The following is an 18,065-nucleotide window of genomic DNA, read 5'->3' on the forward strand; positions in this document are numbered from 1 at the left end:
TTTGCCCGCGAACAGGCCGGCACATCTGACACATATCCGCACCTTGTCAGCCTCGCCACCTGGCGCCACACTATCCTCCATGAAAACCCTCACCCCGAGCTACCTCAAGCATCAGTTCCTGATCGCCATGCCGCACATGGCCGATCCGAACTTTGCCCAGACCCTCACGTACATCGTCGAGCACAACGCCAATGGCGCCATGGGCTTGGTGGTCAACCGACCACAGGAGCTGAACCTGGCCGACATTCTCGAGCAGTTGCGTCCGGACGAGGTACCTCCAGCCAGCACCTTGCAGGTCCCCATCTACCAGGGTGGCCCGGTGCAGACCGACCGCGGTTTCGTATTGCACAGCAGCGAATGCAGCTACCAGGCCACGGTCGAACTGCAAGGCCTGTCGCTGTCCACGTCGCAGGACGTGCTGTTTGCCATCTCCGAAGGTGTGGGGCCGCAAAAAAGCCTGATCACCCTGGGTTATGCCGGCTGGGAAGCGGGCCAGCTGGAAGCTGAACTGGCTGACAACGCCTGGCTCAACTGCCCGTTCGACCCGGAGATCCTCTTCGGCATGGCCAGCGAACAGCGCCTGAGCGCCGCAGCCCGCAGCCTGGGGATCAACCTCAGCTTGCTGACCAGCCAGGCGGGGCACGCCTGATGGCCGAACCAAACCCTCAGTTACGCCTACTGCTGGGCTTCGACTACGGCACCAAACAGATTGGCGTCGCCGTCGGCCAGGTGGTTACCGGCCAGGCCCGCGAGCTGTGCACCCTGAAGGCACAGAACGGCGTGCCGGACTGGGCCCAGGTGGAAAAGCTCATCAGCGAGTGGAAGCCCGATGCCATCGTCGTCGGCCTGCCGCTGAACATGGACGGCACGCCGAGCGACATGAGCGAGCGCGCGGAAAAATTCGCCCGCCGCCTGAACGGCCGCTTCAACCTGCCCGTGCACACCCACGACGAACGCCTGACCACCTTCGAGGCCAAAGGCGAGCGCCTGGCCCGTGGTGGCCAGCGCGGCAGCTACCGTGACAACCCGGTCGACGCCATCGCCGCCGCCCTGCTGCTGCAAGGCTGGCTGGAGGCCAATACCTGATCTTTCCGCGTCTACGTCGGGGCAATCACAACGCCCCCGGCGCCCCCAGGAGATACGCAATGAGCCTACCCAATCCCGCCGAGCTGATCCGGCAGATGGCTATCGACCTTCGCGCCCATCTGGCCCGCCGCAACATCACCGAGCCACGCTTCATCGGCATCCGCACCGGCGGCGTCTGGATTGCCCAGGCTTTGCAGAAAGAAATGGCCGACCAGAGCCCGCTCGGCACCCTGGACGTGTCGTTCTATCGCGATGACTTCAGCCAGAACGGCCTGCACCCGCAGGTGCGCCCGTCAGAGCTGCCGTTCGAGGTCGAAGGCCAGCACCTGGTGCTGATCGACGACGTGCTGATGAGCGGCCGCACCATCCGCGCCGCCCTCAATGAACTGTTCGACTATGGCCGCCCGGCCAGTGTCACCTTGGTCTGCCTGCTCGACCTGGATGCCGGCGAACTGCCGATCCGTCCCAATGTGCTCGGCGCCACCCTGTCGCTGGCTGCCCATGAACGGGTAAAATTGACCGGACCCGCGCCGCTCGCCCTCGAGCGCCAGGACCTCGCCACCGCTTCCGCCCTTTAAGAGTCCCCTCGCGATGACGCCAATCGACGCCAAGCGCCCGCTGCAGCTCAATGATCAGGGCCAGCTGCGCCACTTCCTCTCGCTCGACGGTTTGCCCCGCGAACTGCTCACCGAGATCCTCGACACCGCCGACTCGTTCCTCGAAGTCGGCGCCCGGGCCGTGAAGAAAGTCCCGTTGCTGCGCGGCAAGACCGTGTGCAACGTGTTCTTCGAGAACTCGACCCGCACCCGCACCACCTTCGAACTGGCCGCCCAGCGCCTGTCGGCCGACGTGATCAGCCTGAACGTGTCGACCTCCTCGACCAGCAAGGGCGAGACCCTGTTCGACACCCTGCGCAACCTCGAAGCCATGGCCGCCGACATGTTCGTCGTGCGCCACTCCGACTCTGGTGCCGCGCACTTCATCGCTGAGCACGTGTGCCCGGATGTTGCGGTGATCAACGGTGGTGACGGCCGCCACGCGCACCCGACCCAGGGCATGCTCGACATGCTGACCATCCGCCGCCACAAGGGTAGTTTCGAGAACCTCTCGGTGGCGATCGTCGGCGACATCCTGCACTCGCGCGTGGCCCGTTCGGACATGCTGGCGCTGAAGGCGCTGGGCTGCCCGGACATCCGCGTGATCGGCCCGAAAACCCTGATCCCGATCGGTATCGAGCAGTACGGCGTGAAGGTCTACACCGACCTCGCCGAAGGCCTGAAGGACGTCGACGTGGTGATCATGCTACGCCTGCAACGTGAACGCATGGCCGGCGGCCTGCTGCCCAGCGAAGGCGAGTTCTACCGCCTGTTTGGCCTGACCACCGCACGCCTGGCCGGCGCCAAGCCCGATGCCATCGTCATGCACCCAGGCCCGATCAACCGTGGCGTGGAAATTGAATCGGCGGTGGCCGACGGCAAACACTCGGTGATTCTCAACCAGGTCACCTACGGCATCGCCGTGCGCATGGCTGTGCTGTCCATGGCCATGAGCGGGCAGAACGCGCAACGTCAACTCGACCAGGAGAACGCCCAGTGACCATCAGCATTCTTGGCGCCCGGGTGATCGACCCTGCCAGCGGCCTGGACCAGGTCACCGACCTGCACCTGGACGGCGGGCGCATTGCCGCCATCGGCGCCGCCCCAGCCGGCTTCAGCGCCAGCCGCACGATCGAAGCTGACGGCCTGATCGCCGCGCCGGGTCTGGTCGACCTTGGCGTCTCGCTGCGCGAACCGGGTTACAGCCGCAAAGGCTCGATCGCCAGTGAAACCCGCGCCGCCGTAGCCGGCGGTGTCACCAGCCTGTGCTGCCCGCCGCAGACCAAGCCGGTGCTGGACACCTCGGCCGTGGCCGAGCTGATCCTCGACCGCGCACGGGAAGCGGCCAACAGCAAGGTCTACCCGATCGGCGCCCTGACCAAGGGCCTGGAAGGCGAGCAACTGGCCGAACTGGTGGCCCTGCGCGATACCGGTTGCGTGGCCTTCGGCAACGGCCTGAAAGAGATCCCCAACAACCGTACCCTGGCCCGCGCCCTGGAGTACGCCGCCACCTTCGACCTGACCGTGGTGTTCCACTCCCAGGACCGCGATCTGGCCCAGGGCGGCCTGGCCCACGAAGGCGCCATGGCCAGCTTCCTCGGCCTGCCGGGCATCCCGGAAAGCGCCGAAACCGTGGCCCTGGCGCGCAACCTGCTACTGGTGGAACAGTCTGGCGTGCGTGCGCACTTCACCCAGATCACCAGTGCCCGCGGCGCACAGCTGATCGAACAGGCTCAACAACGTGGCCTGCCGGTGACCGCCGATGTGGCGCTCTACCAGCTGATCCTCACCGACGAATCGCTGCGTGAGTTTTCCAGCCTGTACCATGTGCAGCCACCGCTGCGCACCGCCGCCGACCGCGACGGCCTGCGCGCGGCGGTGAAGTCGGGTGTGATCAATGCGATCTCGAGCCACCACCAGCCCCACGAGCGTGATGCCAAGCTGGCACCGTTCGGCGCCACCGAACCGGGCATCAGCAGCGTCGAACTGCTGCTGCCGCTGGCCATGACCCTGGTCGAGGACGGCCTGCTCGACCTGCCGACTCTGCTCGCCCGCCTGAGCAGCGGCCCCGCCAAGGCCATGCGCCTGCCGGCCGGTGAACTGAAAGTCGGCGGCGCGGCCGACCTGGTGCTGTTCGACGCCAAGGCCTCGACGATTGCCGGCGAGCAATGGCTGTCGCGTGGCGACAACTGCCCGTTCATCGGCCACTGCCTGCCGGCGGCCGTGCGTTATACCTTGGTCGATGGGCATGTCTGCCACCAGGCCTGAGTAAGGCCCTTCGCGGGCTCGCCCGCTCCCACAGGCTCAGCGCAGGCCATGGCCTTGCGACAAACCTGTGGGGGCGGGACCTGCCAAGCGCGACCATTCATCCCCCGCGGTTGAAATCTTGCCCCCCACCCCCATATGAGTCTGCATCAGGCAATTTTGCCCCGCTGCGTGGAGACTCTCCCCTTGACCACCATCGTTTCTGTCCGCCGTAACGGCAAAGTCGTCATGGGCGGCGACGGCCAGGTATCCCTCGGCAACACCGTGATGAAAGGCAACGCCAAAAAAGTCCGTCGCCTGTACAACGGCGAAGTGATCGCCGGTTTCGCCGGTGCCACCGCCGACGCCTTCACCCTGTTCGAGCGCTTCGAAGCCCAGCTGCAGAAACACTCCGGCCACCTGGTGCGTGCCGCCGTCGAACTGGCCAAGGAATGGCGTACCGACCGCTCCCTGAGCCGCCTGGAAGCCATGCTGGCCGTGGCCAACAAGGACGCATCGCTGATCATCACCGGCAACGGTGACGTGGTCGAACCCGAAGACGGCCTGATCGCCATGGGGTCCGGCGGCGGCTACGCCCAAGCCGCGGCCCGCGCCCTGCTGAACAAGACTGACCTGTCGGCCCGGGAAATCACCGAGGCCGCCCTGAACATCGCCGGCGACATCTGCGTGTTCACCAACCACAACCTGACCATCGAGGAGCAGGACCTGGCCGAGTGATCAGCTGTTCTGGCGCCCCATCCCGGCGGTGGGGCTTTTCCACGCTGACACACTCTGCCTCAGGACCGTATTGATCATGTCCATGACCCCCCGCGAGATCGTTCACGAACTCAACCGCCACATCATCGGCCAGGACGACGCCAAGCGCGCCGTCGCCATCGCCCTGCGCAACCGCTGGCGCCGGATGCAGCTCCCCGCCGAGCTGCGTGCCGAGGTGACGCCGAAGAACATCCTGATGATCGGCCCTACCGGCGTCGGCAAGACCGAAATCGCCCGCCGCCTGGCCAAACTGGCCAACGCGCCGTTCCTCAAGGTCGAAGCCACCAAGTTCACCGAAGTGGGCTACGTTGGCCGCGACGTCGAGTCGATCATCCGTGACCTGGCCGATGCCGCGCTGAAGATGCTGCGCGAGCAGGAAATCGTCCGTGTGCGCCACCGCGCCGAAGACGCCGCCGAAGACCGCATCCTCGACGCCCTGCTGCCCCAGGCACGGGCCAGCAGTTTCAGCGAGGAAGCCGCACAGACCAGCACCGATTCCAACACCCGTCAGCTGTTCCGCAAGCGTCTGCGCGAAGGCCAGCTGGACGACAAGGAAATCGAGATCGAGGTTGCCGAGAACACCGGCGTCGAAATCGCCGCGCCACCCGGCATGGAAGAGATGACCAACCAGCTGCAGAGCCTGTTCGCCAACATGGGCAAGGGCAAGCGCAAGAGCCGCAAGCTGAAGGTCAAGGAAGCGCTGAAGATGGTGCGCGACGAAGAAGCCAGCCGCCTGGTCAACGAGGAAGAGCTCAAGGCCAAGGCGCTGGAAGCGGTCGAGCAGCACGGTATCGTGTTCATCGACGAAATCGACAAGGTGGCCAAGCGTGGCAACGTCGGCGGTGCCGATGTATCCCGTGAAGGCGTGCAGCGCGACCTGCTGCCGCTGATCGAAGGCTGCACCGTCAACACCAAGCTGGGCATGGTCAAGACCGACCACATCCTGTTCATTGCGTCCGGTGCGTTCCACCTGAGCAAGCCGAGCGACCTGGTGCCGGAGCTGCAAGGCCGCCTGCCAATTCGTGTCGAGCTCAAGGCGCTGACCCCGGAAGACTTCGAGCGCATCCTGCAAGAGCCACACGCCTCGCTGACTGAGCAGTACAGCGCGCTGCTGAAAACCGAAGGCCTGAACATCGAGTTCGCTGCCGACGGCATCAAACGCTTGGCCGAGATCGCCTACCAGGTCAACGAGAAGACCGAGAACATCGGTGCCCGCCGCCTGCACACCCTGCTCGAGCGCCTGCTCGAAGAGGTGTCGTTCAGTGCCGGTGACCTGGCCAGCACCCACGACGAAGCACCGATCATCATCGATGCCGCGTATGTGAACGGCCACCTGGGTGAGCTGGCGCAGAACGAAGACCTGTCGCGCTACATCCTGTAAAACCGCACGGGGCCGCTTCGCGGCCCCCTTGCACAATGGCCTGAATCACTCGAAGCTTGCACCATCCGCTCCCGAGAGATTCAGACCATGGCCCGCCTGCCCACCGCCATCAACCTGCACAAAGCCTCCAAGACCCTCAGCCTCACTTACGCCCCGGGCGAGGTCTATCAGCTGCCCGCCGAATTCCTGCGGGTGCACTCCCCCTCCGCCGAGGTCCAGGGCCACGGCAACCCCATCCTGCAATTTGGCAAGATCAACGTCGGCCTCATCGGCCTGGAGCCTGCCGGCCAATATGCACTGAAACTGACCTTCGACGACGGCCATGACAGCGGCCTGTTCACTTGGGAATACCTTGAGCAGCTGTGCCTGCGCCAGCAGCAGTTGTGGGCCGAGTATCTCGATGAACTGCACAAGGCCGGCAAGTCCCGCGACCCAGCCGAATCGGTGGTCAAACTCATGCTCTAGCTCAAGCCCTCCAGGCTTTAGAGCGCATTTTCTAATCTCATCTGTTTGAATGCCTTACAGACAACTCTTGAACGGGCTGTCTTGCGCATTACATGAAAGTCGGGTAACCAATGGAGCTGGCAAGTTCCCTGCATCGCCTCGAAGGCAATCAGGCACTGGCCGGTATGTAAAGGTCGCGAGCGAAAGCAGGCTGTCTTCACACGTAGAACCTCCGCAGCTCATCGCCAGACACATCCGGCCCGCAGCACCGCTGTTCCTTATCACTGGTCACCCGAGTAGCAGTACCGGGCTGTCCGCTGTGCCTTGCGCCACAGCAAACCGGTACTCGTCTCAGGACAACGGAGCGTCGTAGATGAGTAACAAGAACAACGATGAGTTGCAGCGGCAGGCCTCGGAAAACACCCTGGGCCTGAACCCGGTCATCGGCATCCGCCGCAAGGACCTGCTGAGCTCTGCGCGTACCGTGCTGCGTCAGGCCGTGCGCCAGCCGCTGCACAGTGCCAAGCATGTGGCGCACTTTGGCCTGGAGCTGAAGAACGTGCTGTTGGGCAAGTCCAGCCTCGCCCCTGCCGGTGACGACCGTCGCTTCCAGGACCCGGCCTGGAGCAAGAACCCGCTGTACCGCCGTTACCTGCAAACCTACCTGGCCTGGCGCAAGGAGCTGCAGGACTGGATCGGCGACAGTGACCTGTCGCCCCAGGACATCGCCCGCGGGCAGTTCGTCATCAACCTGATGACCGAGGCCATGGCGCCGACCAATACCCTGTCCAACCCGGCGGCGGTCAAACGCTTCTTCGAAACCGGCGGCAAGAGCCTGCTGGATGGCCTGTCCAACCTGGCCAAGGACGTGGTCAACAACGGCGGCATGCCCAGCCAGGTCAACATGGACGCGTTCGAGGTCGGCAAGAACCTTGGCACCAGCGAAGGCGCCGTGGTCTACCGCAACGATGTGCTGGAGCTGATCCAGTACAGCCCGATCACCGAGCAGGTGCATGCCCGCCCGCTGCTGATAGTGCCCCCCCAGATCAACAAGTTCTACGTCTTCGACCTGAGCCCGGATAAGAGCCTGGCGCGCTTCTGCCTGCGCTCGCAGCAGCAGACCTTCATCATCAGTTGGCGCAACCCGACCAAGGCCCAGCGCGAGTGGGGCCTGTCGACCTACATCGATGCATTGAAGGAAGCGGTGGACGCGGTACTGGCAATCACCGGCAGCAAAGACCTGAACATGCTGGGTGCCTGCTCCGGCGGCATCACCTGCACGGCACTGGTCGGCCACTACGCCGCGCTGGGTGAACAGAAGGTCAATGCCCTGACCCTGCTGGTCAGCGTGCTCGACACCACGATGGACACCGAGGTTGCGCTGTTCGTCGACGAGCAGACGCTCGAGGCTGCCAAGCGCCACTCCTACCAGTCCGGGGTGCTCGAAGGCAGCGACATGGCCAAGGTGTTCGCCTGGATGCGCCCCAACGACCTGATCTGGAATTACTGGGTCAACAATTACCTGCTCGGCAACGAGCCACCCGTGTTCGACATCCTGTTCTGGAACAACGACACCACGCGCCTGCCCGCTGCCTTCCACGGCGACCTGATCGAGATGTTCAAGAACAACCCGCTGATCCGCCCGGGTGCCCTGGAAGTGTGCGGCACCGCCATCGACCTGAAGAAAGTCCAGTGCGACATCTTCAGCGTCGCGGGCACCTCCGACCACATCACCCCGTGGCAATCGTGCTACCGATCAGCGCACCTGTTCGGCGGCAAGATCGAGTTCGTGCTGTCCAACAGCGGCCACATCCAGAGCATCCTCAACCCGCCCGGCAACCCCAAGGCCCGCTTCATGACCGGCGCCGACCGCCCGGGTGACCCGGTGGCCTGGCAGGATAACGCCGAGAAGCATGCCGACTCCTGGTGGTTGCACTGGCAGAGCTGGCTGGGCGAGCGCGCCGGCGAACTGAAAAAGGCACCCACGCGCCTGGGCAACCGTGCCTATGCCGCCGGCGAGGCTGCACCGGGGACGTACGTCCACGAGCGTTGAGACGCAATGCCGTGGCCGCTTGGAGCGTGCCACGGTACATTTTCAAGCCACAGAGCCACGCGCATGCCGCTACCCTACATATTCCGCACCGTCGAACTGGACGACCAGTCCATCCGTACCGCGGTGCGCCCGGGCAAGCCGCACCTGACGCCACTGCTGATCTTCAACGGCATCGGCGCCAACCTGGAGCTGGTGTTCCCGTTCATCGAAGCACTGGACCCGGACCTGGAAGTCATTGCCTTCGACGTCCCCGGCGTCGGAGGTTCGTCCACCCCACGCCATCCGTACCGCTTTCCCGGCTTGGCCAAGCTGACGGCACGCATGCTCGACTACCTGGACTACGGCCAGGTCAATGTCATCGGTGTGTCCTGGGGCGGCGCCCTGGCCCAGCAGTTCGCCCACGACTACCCCGAGCGCTGCAAGAAGCTGGTGCTGGCGGCTACCGCTGCCGGTGCAGTAATGGTGCCGGGCAAACCCAAGGTGCTGTGGATGATGGCCAGCCCCCGGCGCTACGTGCAGCCATCGCACGTCATCCGCATCGCGCCGCTGATCTATGGCGGCGGTTTTCGCCGCGACCCGGACCTGGCCATGCACCACGCGGCCAAGGTGCGTTCGGGCGGCAAACTGGGCTACTACTGGCAACTGTTCGCCGGCCTTGGCTGGACCAGCATCCACTGGCTGCACAAGATCCAGCAGCCAACCCTGGTGCTGGCCGGCGACGACGACCCGCTGATCCCGCTGATCAACATGCGCCTGTTGGCCTGGCGAATTCCCAATGCCCAGCTACACATTATCGACGACGGCCATCTGTTCCTGATCACCCGGGCTGAGGCCGTCGCCCCCATCATCATGAAGTTCCTGCAGCAAGAGCGTCAGCGCGCGGTCATGCACCCCAGTCCGGCCTCTGGTGGCTGAATTGTTGCTTGCTGTTGCACGAGCACGACTGATGAGTACGACCGTGGCCTGACAAGGGAGTTGTTGCCATGAAAGAAAAGCCGGCCAAAGGATCGTCAACGCTCCCCGCCACCAGCATGAACGTGCAGAACGCCATCCTGGGCGTGCGCGGACGCGACCTGATTTCCACCTTGCGCAGTGTTGGCCGCCATGGTCTGCGCAACCCGCTGCACACCGCCCGCCACCTGCTGGCCCTGGGCGGACAGCTGGGCCGGGTGATGCTCGGCGATACGCCCTATCAGCCGAGCGCGCGTGATGCCCGCTTCAGCGACCCGACGTGGAGCCAGAACCCGTTCTACCGACGCGGCCTGCAGGCCTACCTGGCGTGGCAGAAACAGACCCGCCTGTGGATCGAGGAAAGCCACCTGGACGACGATGACCGGGCCCGTGCACATTTTCTGTTCAACCTGATCAACGACGCCCTGGCACCGAGCAACTCGCTGCTCAACCCGCTGGCGGTCAAGGAACTGTTCAACACTGGCGGGCAGAGCCTGGTGCGTGGCGTCGCTCACTTGCTCGACGACTTGCGTCACAACGACGGCCTGCCGCGTCAGGTCGATGAGCGCGCGTTTGAAGTCGGCGGCAACCTGGCCGCTACCCCCGGCGCCGTGGTGTTTCGCAACGATCAGCTGGAGCTGATCCAGTACAAGCCGATGAGCGAGAAGCAACACGCCCGGCCCGTGCTGGTGGTGCCACCGCAGATCAACAAGTTCTACATCTTCGACATGCAGCCGACCAACAGCTTCGTCCAGTACATGCTCAAGAACGGCTTGCAGGTGTTCATGGTCAGCTGGCGCAACCCCGACCCGCGCCACCGTGAGTGGGGCCTGTCGAGTTATGTACAGGCCTTGGAAGAAGCCCTCAACGCCTGCCGCAGCATCAGCGGCAGCCGTGACCCGAACCTGATGGGCGCCTGCGCTGGCGGCCTGACCATGGCCGCGCTGCAGGGCCACCTGCAAGCCAAGCACCAGCTGCGCCGAGTGCGCAGTGCCACTTATCTGGTCAGCCTGCTCGACAGCAAGTTCGACAGCCCCGCCAGCCTGTTCGCCGACGAGCAGACCATCGAGGCGGCCAAGCGACGCTCGTACCAGCGTGGCGTGCTGGACGGTGGCGAGGTGGCGCGGATCTTCGCCTGGATGCGGCCCAACGACCTGATCTGGAACTACTGGGTCAACAACTACCTGCTCGGCAAGACCCCGCCAGCCTTCGATATCCTCTACTGGAACGCCGACAGCACGCGCCTGCCGGCGGCCCTGCATGGCGACCTGCTGGACTTTTTCAAGGTCAACCCGCTGACTCGCGCCGCAGGCCTGGAGGTGTGCGGCACACCGATCGACCTCAAGCAGGTCGACCTCGACAGCTTCACCGTGGCGGGCAGCAACGACCACATCACCCCATGGGACGCCGTGTACCGCTCGGCCTTGCTGCTCGGTGGCGACCGGCAGTTCGTGCTGGCCAACAGCGGGCACATCCAGAGCATCATCAACCCGCCCGGCAACCCCAAGGCGTACTACCTGGAAAACCCCAAGCTATCGAGCGACCCGCGCGCCTGGTTCCATGACGCGCAGCGCCGCGACGGCAGTTGGTGGCCGCTGTGGCTGGACTGGATCACACCGCGCTCTGGCCCTCTCAAGGCGCCACGCACGGAGCTGGGCAACGCCACCTATCCACCGCTGGGCCCTGCGCCAGGCACCTATGTCCTGACCCGATGAGCACGACGCCTGGATGAAGACCCGCGACCGTATCCTCGAATGCGCCTTGCAACTGTTCAACTCGCAGGGCGAACCCAATGTCTCGACCTTGGAGATCGCCAACGAACTGGGCATCAGCCCGGGCAACCTGTATTACCACTTCCATGGCAAGGAACCCTTGATTCACGGACTGTTCGAGCGTTTCGAGGAAGCGTTGATGCCGCTGCTCGACCCTCCGCTGGAGGTGCGCCTGGGGGCCGAGGACTACTGGTTGTTCCTGCACCTGATCGTCGAGCGCATGGCCCAGTACCGGTTTCTGTTCCAGGACCTGTCCAACCTGACCGGGCGCCTGCCCAAGCTGGCGCGCGGCATGCGCAGCCTGATCAACGCGCTCAAGCGTACGCTGGCGGCACTGCTGGCCAGCCTCAAAGGCCAGGGGCAAGTGGTCAGTGAGACACAGGCGTTGGGACAGCTGGTCGAGCAGATCACCCTGACCTTGATGTTCTCGCTCGACTACCAGCGGGTGCTGGGGCGCGAGGGGGATTCAGGGATCGTGGTGTACCAGGTAATGATGCTGGTGGCGCCGCATCTGCAGGAACAGGCACGGACGGCGGCAGAGGGGTTGGCTGTGCGGTATCTGGAGGGGTAGGCCTGCCGGATCGGTGATATGGCCTTCGCGGGACAAGCCCGCTCCTACAGGTCCTTCACACACCTATAGGAGCGGGCTTGCCCCGCGAAGGGCGTTACACCGCTATCAGAGCAGAGTGCCAGTGCTGGCCGGAGCTGAAGGCGGGTTGCTGGCCGGAGCCGCGGTAGCTGCCGGCGTTGCGGTAGCGGCCGGAGCGGCGCTGGCCGCTGGTGCCGCCGGCTTGGCGGCTGCCGGTTTGGCCGGAGCCTTCTTCACTGCCGGCTTCTTCGCTGCGGCTGGCTTGGCTGCAACAGGCTTGGCAGCCGGTTTAGCTGCGGGCTTGGCCGCTGCAGTCTTGGCAGCTGGTTTAGCTTTAGGAGCTGCAGGTTTGGCTGCAGGTTTGGCTGCTGCGGTTTTGGCCGCTGGCTTGGCCAATGGCTTGGCGGCCGCCTTGGTCGCTGCCGGCTTGGCTGTCGCAGAGCGCGAAGAGACCGGGGTGACCGAAGCGCCGGTCAGTTTCTCGATCTGCTTGGTCAGGCTGTCGACCTGCTGGTGCAGGGCCTTGATCTCGTTGCGGCTCGGCACGCCAAGACGCGAGATGGCGCTGTTCAGGCGCTTGTCGAAGGCTTCTTCAAGTTCGCTCCACTTGCCCAGGGCACGGTCCTTGACGCCAGACACGCGCGAAGTGGTCGAGGACTTGGCGGTTTCTGCCACATCTTCAGCCGTCTTCTTCGCTTGCTTCTCGGCCTTCTCGCCATCCTTCACCAGCGAGTCGAACAGCTTCGGGCCGTCCTGGTCGACTTTCGAATAGATACCCAGCCCCGCCAGCCAGATCTTGCGGGAGTACTTCTCGATCCCGCCGATCCAGGAGCTGCCTTCTTTGTCGGAATTCTTCTTGCCAGCCATCCTGCTCTCCTTATGGTTTGTGCGCGACGCGCTCGAGCAGCTCATGCAGCTGTTCAAGCTTGATGGACAACGCCTCAACGTCATGTTTAGACGGAATGCCAAGGCGATTCAAGGCGCGACCTACCCGTGCGTCGAAAGCTTTTTCGATCTTGTCGAGTTGAACTTCGACCTTGCCGCGTACGCGGCTGACCTCTTCACCGGCTTCCTCGAGCTGGTGGTTGGCGGCATCGAGCTCTTTGTCGATGCGTTTCTTGCCACGTTTCTCGACGCCTTCACCGGCCTTGACCAATTCCTTGAAGTAGTCGGAGCCTTCTTGGCCGACGCGGGCGTAGGCGCCAATACCGGCCAGCCAGATCTTGCGTGCGTACCCTCGCACTTCACCCAACGTGCCCAGGGCTTCGTCTTTTTTCTTCACAATCACTTTGGCCATGCTGTGTACCTCATGTTCATGAGTGGAGGAAAAACCGCCCATGGAGGTTGGGCTTGTGCACAAGGTAGGGCGAAATTTTAGAAACCTCACCCTAAGGTTCAATTCGGGGTATCACATATGTAAGCCCTGCTTGGCAGGCCAGGCCCCTAGCGTTGGCCCCTTTACGACTGGAGCCAAACGCCATGCCCTCTTCGCCTGCATTCCCAGCTGAATCTTTCAAGCACCTGGTCGCAAACAGCTTCGCCCACCGCCCTGGCTTGAGCGAGGTCGTCGCCAAGGAAGGTTTCCTGGGGCTTGTCGCTCGCTACCCTTGGATCAGCCGCAACTATCCAGCCCTGCGTTCGCTCCAACCGTTCAGCGTCATTCGTGCGCACCAGCCCCCGACAGCGCCGTTGCCACTGGTACCGCTGCTGCTTGAGCATTTCCTGACTGGGGAAGCGATGGCGCTTGGCAGCTCCGACACGTTGAGTATCGAGCCGCCGCTGCCGTTCCTGCCCCAACAGCAGCCCGTCATCACGCTGAGCATGGCCCACCTGAACAGCGACTTCGACACGTTCCTGGCTGGCCTGGCAGATACTTTTCAGCAGGCTCAGATCAGCTATTGGGCAGGCGTGGACGAAACGACAGGCGCACCTCGACTCAAGGGCTTGGCCCACCTGCTCAAAGCTGTACTGCTGAGCAGCATCGAAAGACAAGGCCTGGCCGAACCAGACAAGGGCCTTTTATATGCTGCCATTGCAGGCAGCCATGACCTTGTCCAGTTTCACGCTCTCCAGGTGTCGGTCGACAGCCAGGCGCCGCAGACAATTCCAGACCTGCTGATTACAGGGCATGGGCAGCGGACGTTGTGGTGCCAGCCTGGCGGTACGGTGCGCAGCTATGCAAGCCTGCCCGCGTTTGCCAAGGCGCTCGCAGACCGCTACCCGTTGGCAAGCATGAGTTGGGCGCATCAACCCGTTACAGCGGACCCATTCGAACACCAGGCCCTCGCCCTGCTCAATGCCACTCTGGACAACGTCAGACGTCTACAGGTCAGCGCACTCACCAGCGTGGGCGAATTGGAAGCGGCGTTCCTCCAGGCGAGCGATCCTGCCGCCTTCTTCCAGGCCAGCCCATTGCTCGAAGAGCCCTGGCCAGACATCGCGCCGCCCGCCTGGCTCACCGATGCCGAGCCCGCTGACCGCTTCCACTACAGCCAGGCACTCCTGGCTGCCTCCGCCAGCCAGGCCCGAAGCAAAGGGGCGACCTCACTGGATAGAATCGAGCCCATCGAGGTTTACGCGGCGCGTACCCTGCGGGCGCAAATGCAGGCAGATCATCCTGGCAAAGCGGTGTATGACCCCGACCAGCTGGCGGTCGAAGTCTCCGAGGAGGTGCCGCTTTCCTCAGCCGGGCCGGCTCAACTGGTTTTCTCGCGTAACGTCACGCTGACTCAACTCGCCATCGCGCGCCTGCAAGCTGGCGCGAAGGAAGTGGTATCGGGCCTGAGCGACACCAGCGCGAGGCCGATCGAAACGTGGCTGACCCTCGACTACCTGAACGAACTGATCGACACCGTGGATGTGGGGGGCAACTACCCCGGTTATGTCGCTACAGAGCTGAAGGACACCAGCCATACTGCTCAACGCACCCGACTGTTCGCCCGTGAATGGCGATACGCCTTGCTGTTCGCTGCCTTGAAGGCCAAAGCCAGCCAGCAGTTGAGCGATCTCGCCTACCAGGCCATTGCTCGCTTCTGCCAGGCTGAAAACGATCCGGCCGAACTCAGCGTGGCGCAACTGGCATTTCTCGCTGCGCCCGGCGCCTCACGAAGCAACGTGGTGCACGGTGCGTTTCTGCTCAAGATCCATACCACCGGCACGTGGCTCGTCTTCTGGCCACTGCTGGGTGACGAGGCTCTCATGGTATTTGGCAGTCTCGATGAGCTGTTGACCAGGGTTCGTACACAGGCCGCGCTACAACAGAAGTTGCTGCTATGGATGGATGACGACGCCCGGCCTATCTATGAAAACGGTGGCTTCGAGCGACCGCATCTGCACCGAGGCCTTTCGGAAATCGCGCACCTCATCGGGCCGGATTCAGCGCTGGCGGACACCCTTCTGGAACAGCTGCGAAGCCCTGCTACGCTCGCGATCGAGCTTTGGCACACCGACCTTGACGCTTGCCTGTACCAGGCACGGATCGAAACATTGTTGATGCTCGCCGCCAACCAGAGCGTATCCAACGCTCAGCAGCGCTGGGCAATGTTCACCCAGCTGGGCTGGATGCTGTTCAATACCGCCACTGCCTTGCTGAGGGGACCGGCTGCTACCTTGGCTTGGCTGGTGGCTGTGACGGCAGCGCTCAAGGATGATCTGCCCGCGCTTGCGCACGGCAGCACGCAGGACAAAGCACTGGCTGCGACAGACCTGCTGATGAACCTCGCCATGCTGCTGATTCACCGCTCAGGCGGCGAGGTGCCCGCTGCGCGCCCCACGCCAACAGCGAGCCGGCCAGCCCCATCAGCCCCAATCCACATCGCCGAGCCAGAGCTCAAGGAATGGGTACCCGAGGCACATAGTCAGCCGCTCGGGCCTATCAACGTGACCCGCTGGCACGCCAACCAGCGCATAAGCAATCTGACACCTGAGTTCCGCAAGCGCCTGGTCGGCCTGCAGGCTCGTATTTCCCTGGCGGGGCTGGTGGCAGAGCAAAACGGCGCGCTGCAAGGCTTGTACACAGTCGCCGATAAGCATTACGTGATACTGCAAGGCTTGCCCTTCGAGGTGGAAACACGCTGGGGCGGTGTACAGATCATTGGTCCTGACATGACTCAGGATGAGTGGGAAACGCATTGGGGCGGCTCGCCAGACGGCTACTACATCGTCGGGCGCGAACGAAGCAAAGGCCCTTGGCTCACCCGCTGGAATGGCGAGTGGACATTGGACCTGAGCCTGGCGGGCGGCATGCGCAGAAGCCGCACGCAGATAAGCGCGATGAACGCGCAAGCATTTGCCGAGCTGGAAAAGGCCAATGAAAACAACCGCGAGCAGCTTTCCAGACTGGCACCCTTGATGGAGCGCAGCCAGCTGCAACTCAAGACTTACGACAGGACGGTGGCCGAATTCAGCGCAGCCTTCGCTGCCCTGCCGGACCCGGACCTTTCAGCGCTTCCACCACAGCTGCTTCCCCTTCGCCAACGCTTGCTCGCGCTGCGAATCGAGAACATCAACAATCTGACCGCCGTAGCGCTGTACCTGGAACGACAGGCGGCGTTGCTGCAAGACAACCTGGCGATTTTCACCAAGCAACTGGAGCCCCGCTTCCGAAACTTCAAATCAGCAAAACTTGCCCGATCCGAATTGAGTGAATGGACCGAAACGGCTATCGAGAATGACATGGTCCTGCTTCGTCGCCTGATGGAACTGACCGACCACGAAGGTTTGAGGCAGCAGGCCGTCGGCCTGACCGCGCTGCCGCGTAGCACAGAGCAAATCGCGCAGTACACAAGGTTCCGAGAGGCCACAAAAGCATCGCTGCAGGTTTGCCTGAGGCTGCGAACGGTCAGCGAGCGGCTGGACACCGCACTCCCTGCGGCGCTTGCTGACCCGCAAATCACATTCAGCGACAAGAAAATCAAGATCGAAAGGGCAATCAGGCAACGGCCCTATTCGACCCTTATCATTCGCGCCCAGATCCTCAGCGACCTGGCGTACCTGACGCTGGACAAAACCCAGCTGACTGCCGAAACGGCCACCGATCTGCTTCCCTTGCAGCGCAGCCTCAGCGACAAGGACCTGGCGGCGACCCTGTGGAGCCATGATGGCCTGGCCGCTGCCGGGCTATCGGCCGAGCAGCAGGCAGACGCCCTGGGGAGCATTCTGCGCACGTACCGCACAGCGCTGGGCAAAGCGCATTACATGGGACTGTTCGAAGTGCCCGCCGTGGATTCTCCCCTGCTGGAGCAATATATCGATGAACTCCGAGCGCTGGTTGCCAGCACCGAAGCAGAGCTGAGCAGCATACTGACGAGTATCGATACCGGCACAACCCCCACGCCTCGGCCCTTGATCCACCGTGCTGGCGCAGGCAGGCGCACACTGATCCGCACGTCCCAGGGCCGCTCGGTACTGGTGGAGCAGGACCGGCAGGGAAACAGGGCGCTTCAGCAGAACCCACTTACGCAACAACCCGCTGGGGTCTACGAGAAGCGAGAGGGTGAATGGTTCGAAGTGCCCAGCCCTGAACGGCCCATCGGCCATGATCGCGCACAGCTACGCCGCCGTGCGACACACTTGTTGAACCAAACGCAAGCGCGAACGGCAGCGGCGGCGCGCTATGTCGACGAACCGAACAGCCTTGCAGACCTGATGGACTGGCAAATCGAAGACTTGCTTGAGGCGGCACGGCAACTGGAGGCTGGCGGTTCAGACCAAGCGGCTGGGGAACTGATTGCCCAGCTACGCGATGCGGCTACCACCGTCGGCGAAGATAAAAATCGGCTGCTCACTGACAGCTACCTCAACACCCGGCACCCTGACGGCCAAGCCCTGCGTTACCTGCACCGTCAGCAGCGCATCGAGATCAACCAGACCACGAGGCGCAAAGCCCTGCGTAATACCAACGACTACCTGGACGTCTATCAGGTCAAAGATGTGCAGGCTCCCACAAAGGTGCTGTGGGAAATTCACTTTCACTATCTCAGCCCCACAGCGCCTGCTCGCGATTTTGCCAAGGGCCATCTGAAGTTCTGGGAACCCCGGCCCGTTTCACGGGCAGTCGAGCTGGAACGCGCCGACACTGCGCACGAGCGGCTCGCCATCTACCGAGGCAACTTGCGCGTGGCCGATGTGGAGGGCATCGTGCCTTTTCCTGCCAACTGACTGCGTGGAACCT

General features: G+C 63.4%; 15 protein-coding genes. 13 read left to right on the forward strand and 2 right to left on the reverse strand.

Translation table 11 applies throughout. The annotated features are described in order from the left end of the window. Positions 1-79 precede the first annotated feature (79 nt). The 12 genes from APH28_RS12515 (at position 80) to APH28_RS12570 (ending at position 11,875) form a co-directional block, all read left to right on the forward strand. Positions 80-649 (forward strand): YqgE/AlgH family protein, encoded by a 570-nt coding sequence (locus tag APH28_RS12515; protein ID WP_060509726.1) that lies wholly within the window; start codon positions 80-82, stop codon positions 647-649. Continuing rightward, positions 649-1,086 (forward strand): Holliday junction resolvase RuvX, encoded by a 438-nt coding sequence (gene ruvX / locus APH28_RS12520; RefSeq protein ID WP_060509728.1) that lies wholly within the window; start codon positions 649-651, stop codon positions 1,084-1,086. Before APH28_RS12515 ends, ruvX begins: the two co-directional genes overlap by 1 nt. A 59-nt stretch (positions 1,087-1,145) precedes the next feature. Next, complete coding sequence (pyrR, locus tag APH28_RS12525; RefSeq protein WP_060509730.1) at positions 1,146-1,664, forward strand: bifunctional pyr operon transcriptional regulator/uracil phosphoribosyltransferase PyrR; 519 nt, start codon at positions 1,146-1,148, stop codon at positions 1,662-1,664. A 13-nt stretch (positions 1,665-1,677) separates the two neighbouring features. Further along, positions 1,678-2,682: an aspartate carbamoyltransferase catalytic subunit gene (locus APH28_RS12530; RefSeq protein WP_016395343.1), complete on the forward strand. Its 1,005-nt coding sequence runs from the start codon at positions 1,678-1,680 to the stop codon at positions 2,680-2,682. After that, complete coding sequence (locus APH28_RS12535) at positions 2,679-3,950, forward strand: dihydroorotase (RefSeq protein ID WP_060509732.1); 1,272 nt, start codon at positions 2,679-2,681, stop codon at positions 3,948-3,950. Before APH28_RS12530 ends, APH28_RS12535 begins: the two co-directional genes overlap by 4 nt. 183 nt (positions 3,951-4,133) lie before the next feature. Continuing rightward, positions 4,134-4,664, forward strand: a complete 531-nt coding sequence (hslV, locus tag APH28_RS12540) for an ATP-dependent protease subunit HslV (protein WP_027920652.1) — start codon at positions 4,134-4,136, stop codon at positions 4,662-4,664. Positions 4,665-4,740: 76 nt separating this feature from the next. Continuing rightward, the gene (gene hslU, locus APH28_RS12545) at positions 4,741-6,084 is read left to right on the forward strand and encodes an ATP-dependent protease ATPase subunit HslU (RefSeq protein WP_060509734.1); all 1,344 of its coding nucleotides are present in this window, start codon (positions 4,741-4,743) and stop codon (positions 6,082-6,084) included. Positions 6,085-6,171: 87 nt separating this feature from the next. Continuing rightward, the gene (locus tag APH28_RS12550; RefSeq protein WP_060509735.1) at positions 6,172-6,549 is read left to right on the forward strand and encodes a gamma-butyrobetaine hydroxylase-like domain-containing protein; all 378 of its coding nucleotides are present in this window, start codon (positions 6,172-6,174) and stop codon (positions 6,547-6,549) included. Between the two features lie 352 nt (positions 6,550-6,901). Then, a complete protein-coding gene (phaC, locus tag APH28_RS12555) occupies positions 6,902-8,581 on the forward strand; it encodes a class II poly(R)-hydroxyalkanoic acid synthase (protein WP_060509737.1) in 1,680 nt (559 codons plus the stop codon). A gap of 63 nt (positions 8,582-8,644) precedes the next feature. Continuing rightward, entirely contained in the window at positions 8,645-9,496 is an 852-nt protein-coding gene (gene phaZ / locus APH28_RS12560; protein ID WP_060509739.1) for a poly(3-hydroxyalkanoate) depolymerase, read from the forward strand. Positions 9,497-9,564: 68 nt separating this feature from the next. Further along, a complete protein-coding gene (phaC, locus tag APH28_RS12565) occupies positions 9,565-11,247 on the forward strand; it encodes a class II poly(R)-hydroxyalkanoic acid synthase (RefSeq protein ID WP_060509741.1) in 1,683 nt (560 codons plus the stop codon). A gap of 13 nt (positions 11,248-11,260) precedes the next feature. Beyond that, complete coding sequence (locus tag APH28_RS12570) at positions 11,261-11,875, forward strand: TetR/AcrR family transcriptional regulator (protein ID WP_060509743.1); 615 nt, start codon at positions 11,261-11,263, stop codon at positions 11,873-11,875. 105 nt (positions 11,876-11,980) lie between these two features. Here APH28_RS12570 and APH28_RS12575 read toward each other — a convergent pair whose 3' ends face one another. Together APH28_RS12575 and APH28_RS12580 are read right to left on the reverse strand one after the other, a co-directional pair. Then, positions 11,981-12,760 carry a phasin family protein gene (locus APH28_RS12575; protein WP_060509746.1) on the reverse strand — a complete coding sequence of 260 codons (780 nt, stop codon included), beginning with the start codon at positions 12,758-12,760 and terminating at the stop codon, positions 11,981-11,983. Between the two features lie 10 nt (positions 12,761-12,770). After that, positions 12,771-13,190: a phasin family protein gene (locus APH28_RS12580; RefSeq protein ID WP_060509748.1), complete on the reverse strand. Its 420-nt coding sequence runs from the start codon at positions 13,188-13,190 to the stop codon at positions 12,771-12,773. A 182-nt stretch (positions 13,191-13,372) separates the two neighbouring features. Between APH28_RS12580 and APH28_RS12585 the strand changes: the two genes are divergently transcribed. Further along, a complete protein-coding gene (locus APH28_RS12585) occupies positions 13,373-18,052 on the forward strand; it encodes a DUF6543 domain-containing protein (protein ID WP_060509750.1) in 4,680 nt (1,559 codons plus the stop codon). Positions 18,053-18,065: the final 13 nt, after the last annotated feature.

It is taken from the genome of Pseudomonas sp. NBRC 111124, assembly GCF_001320245.1.
GTDB lineage: Bacteria > Pseudomonadota > Gammaproteobacteria > Pseudomonadales > Pseudomonadaceae > Aquipseudomonas.

Excerpts from the sequence above, each read along its gene's own strand:
- APH28_RS12575 (WP_060509746.1), bottom strand. The coding sequence starts at position 12,760 with ATGGCTGGCAAGAAGAATTCCGACAAAGAAGGCAGCTCCTGGATCGGC.
- APH28_RS12570 (WP_060509743.1), top strand. The coding sequence starts at position 11,261 with ATGAAGACCCGCGACCGTATCCTCGAATGCGCCTTGCAACTGTTCAAC.
- APH28_RS12585 (WP_060509750.1), top strand. The coding sequence starts at position 13,373 with ATGCCCTCTTCGCCTGCATTCCCAGCTGAATCTTTCAAGCACCTGGTC.
- hslU (WP_060509734.1), top strand. The coding sequence starts at position 4,741 with ATGTCCATGACCCCCCGCGAGATCGTTCACGAACTCAACCGCCACATC.
- APH28_RS12515 (WP_060509726.1), top strand. The coding sequence starts at position 80 with ATGAAAACCCTCACCCCGAGCTACCTCAAGCATCAGTTCCTGATCGCC.
- APH28_RS12550 (WP_060509735.1), top strand. The coding sequence starts at position 6,172 with ATGGCCCGCCTGCCCACCGCCATCAACCTGCACAAAGCCTCCAAGACC.
- APH28_RS12530 (WP_016395343.1), top strand. The coding sequence starts at position 1,678 with ATGACGCCAATCGACGCCAAGCGCCCGCTGCAGCTCAATGATCAGGGC.
- phaC (WP_060509737.1), top strand. The coding sequence starts at position 6,902 with ATGAGTAACAAGAACAACGATGAGTTGCAGCGGCAGGCCTCGGAAAAC.
- pyrR (WP_060509730.1), top strand. The coding sequence starts at position 1,146 with ATGAGCCTACCCAATCCCGCCGAGCTGATCCGGCAGATGGCTATCGAC.
- APH28_RS12580 (WP_060509748.1), bottom strand. The coding sequence starts at position 13,190 with ATGGCCAAAGTGATTGTGAAGAAAAAAGACGAAGCCCTGGGCACGTTG.
- phaC (WP_060509741.1), top strand. The coding sequence starts at position 9,565 with ATGAAAGAAAAGCCGGCCAAAGGATCGTCAACGCTCCCCGCCACCAGC.
- phaZ (WP_060509739.1), top strand. The coding sequence starts at position 8,645 with ATGCCGCTACCCTACATATTCCGCACCGTCGAACTGGACGACCAGTCC.
- ruvX (WP_060509728.1), top strand. The coding sequence starts at position 649 with ATGGCCGAACCAAACCCTCAGTTACGCCTACTGCTGGGCTTCGACTAC.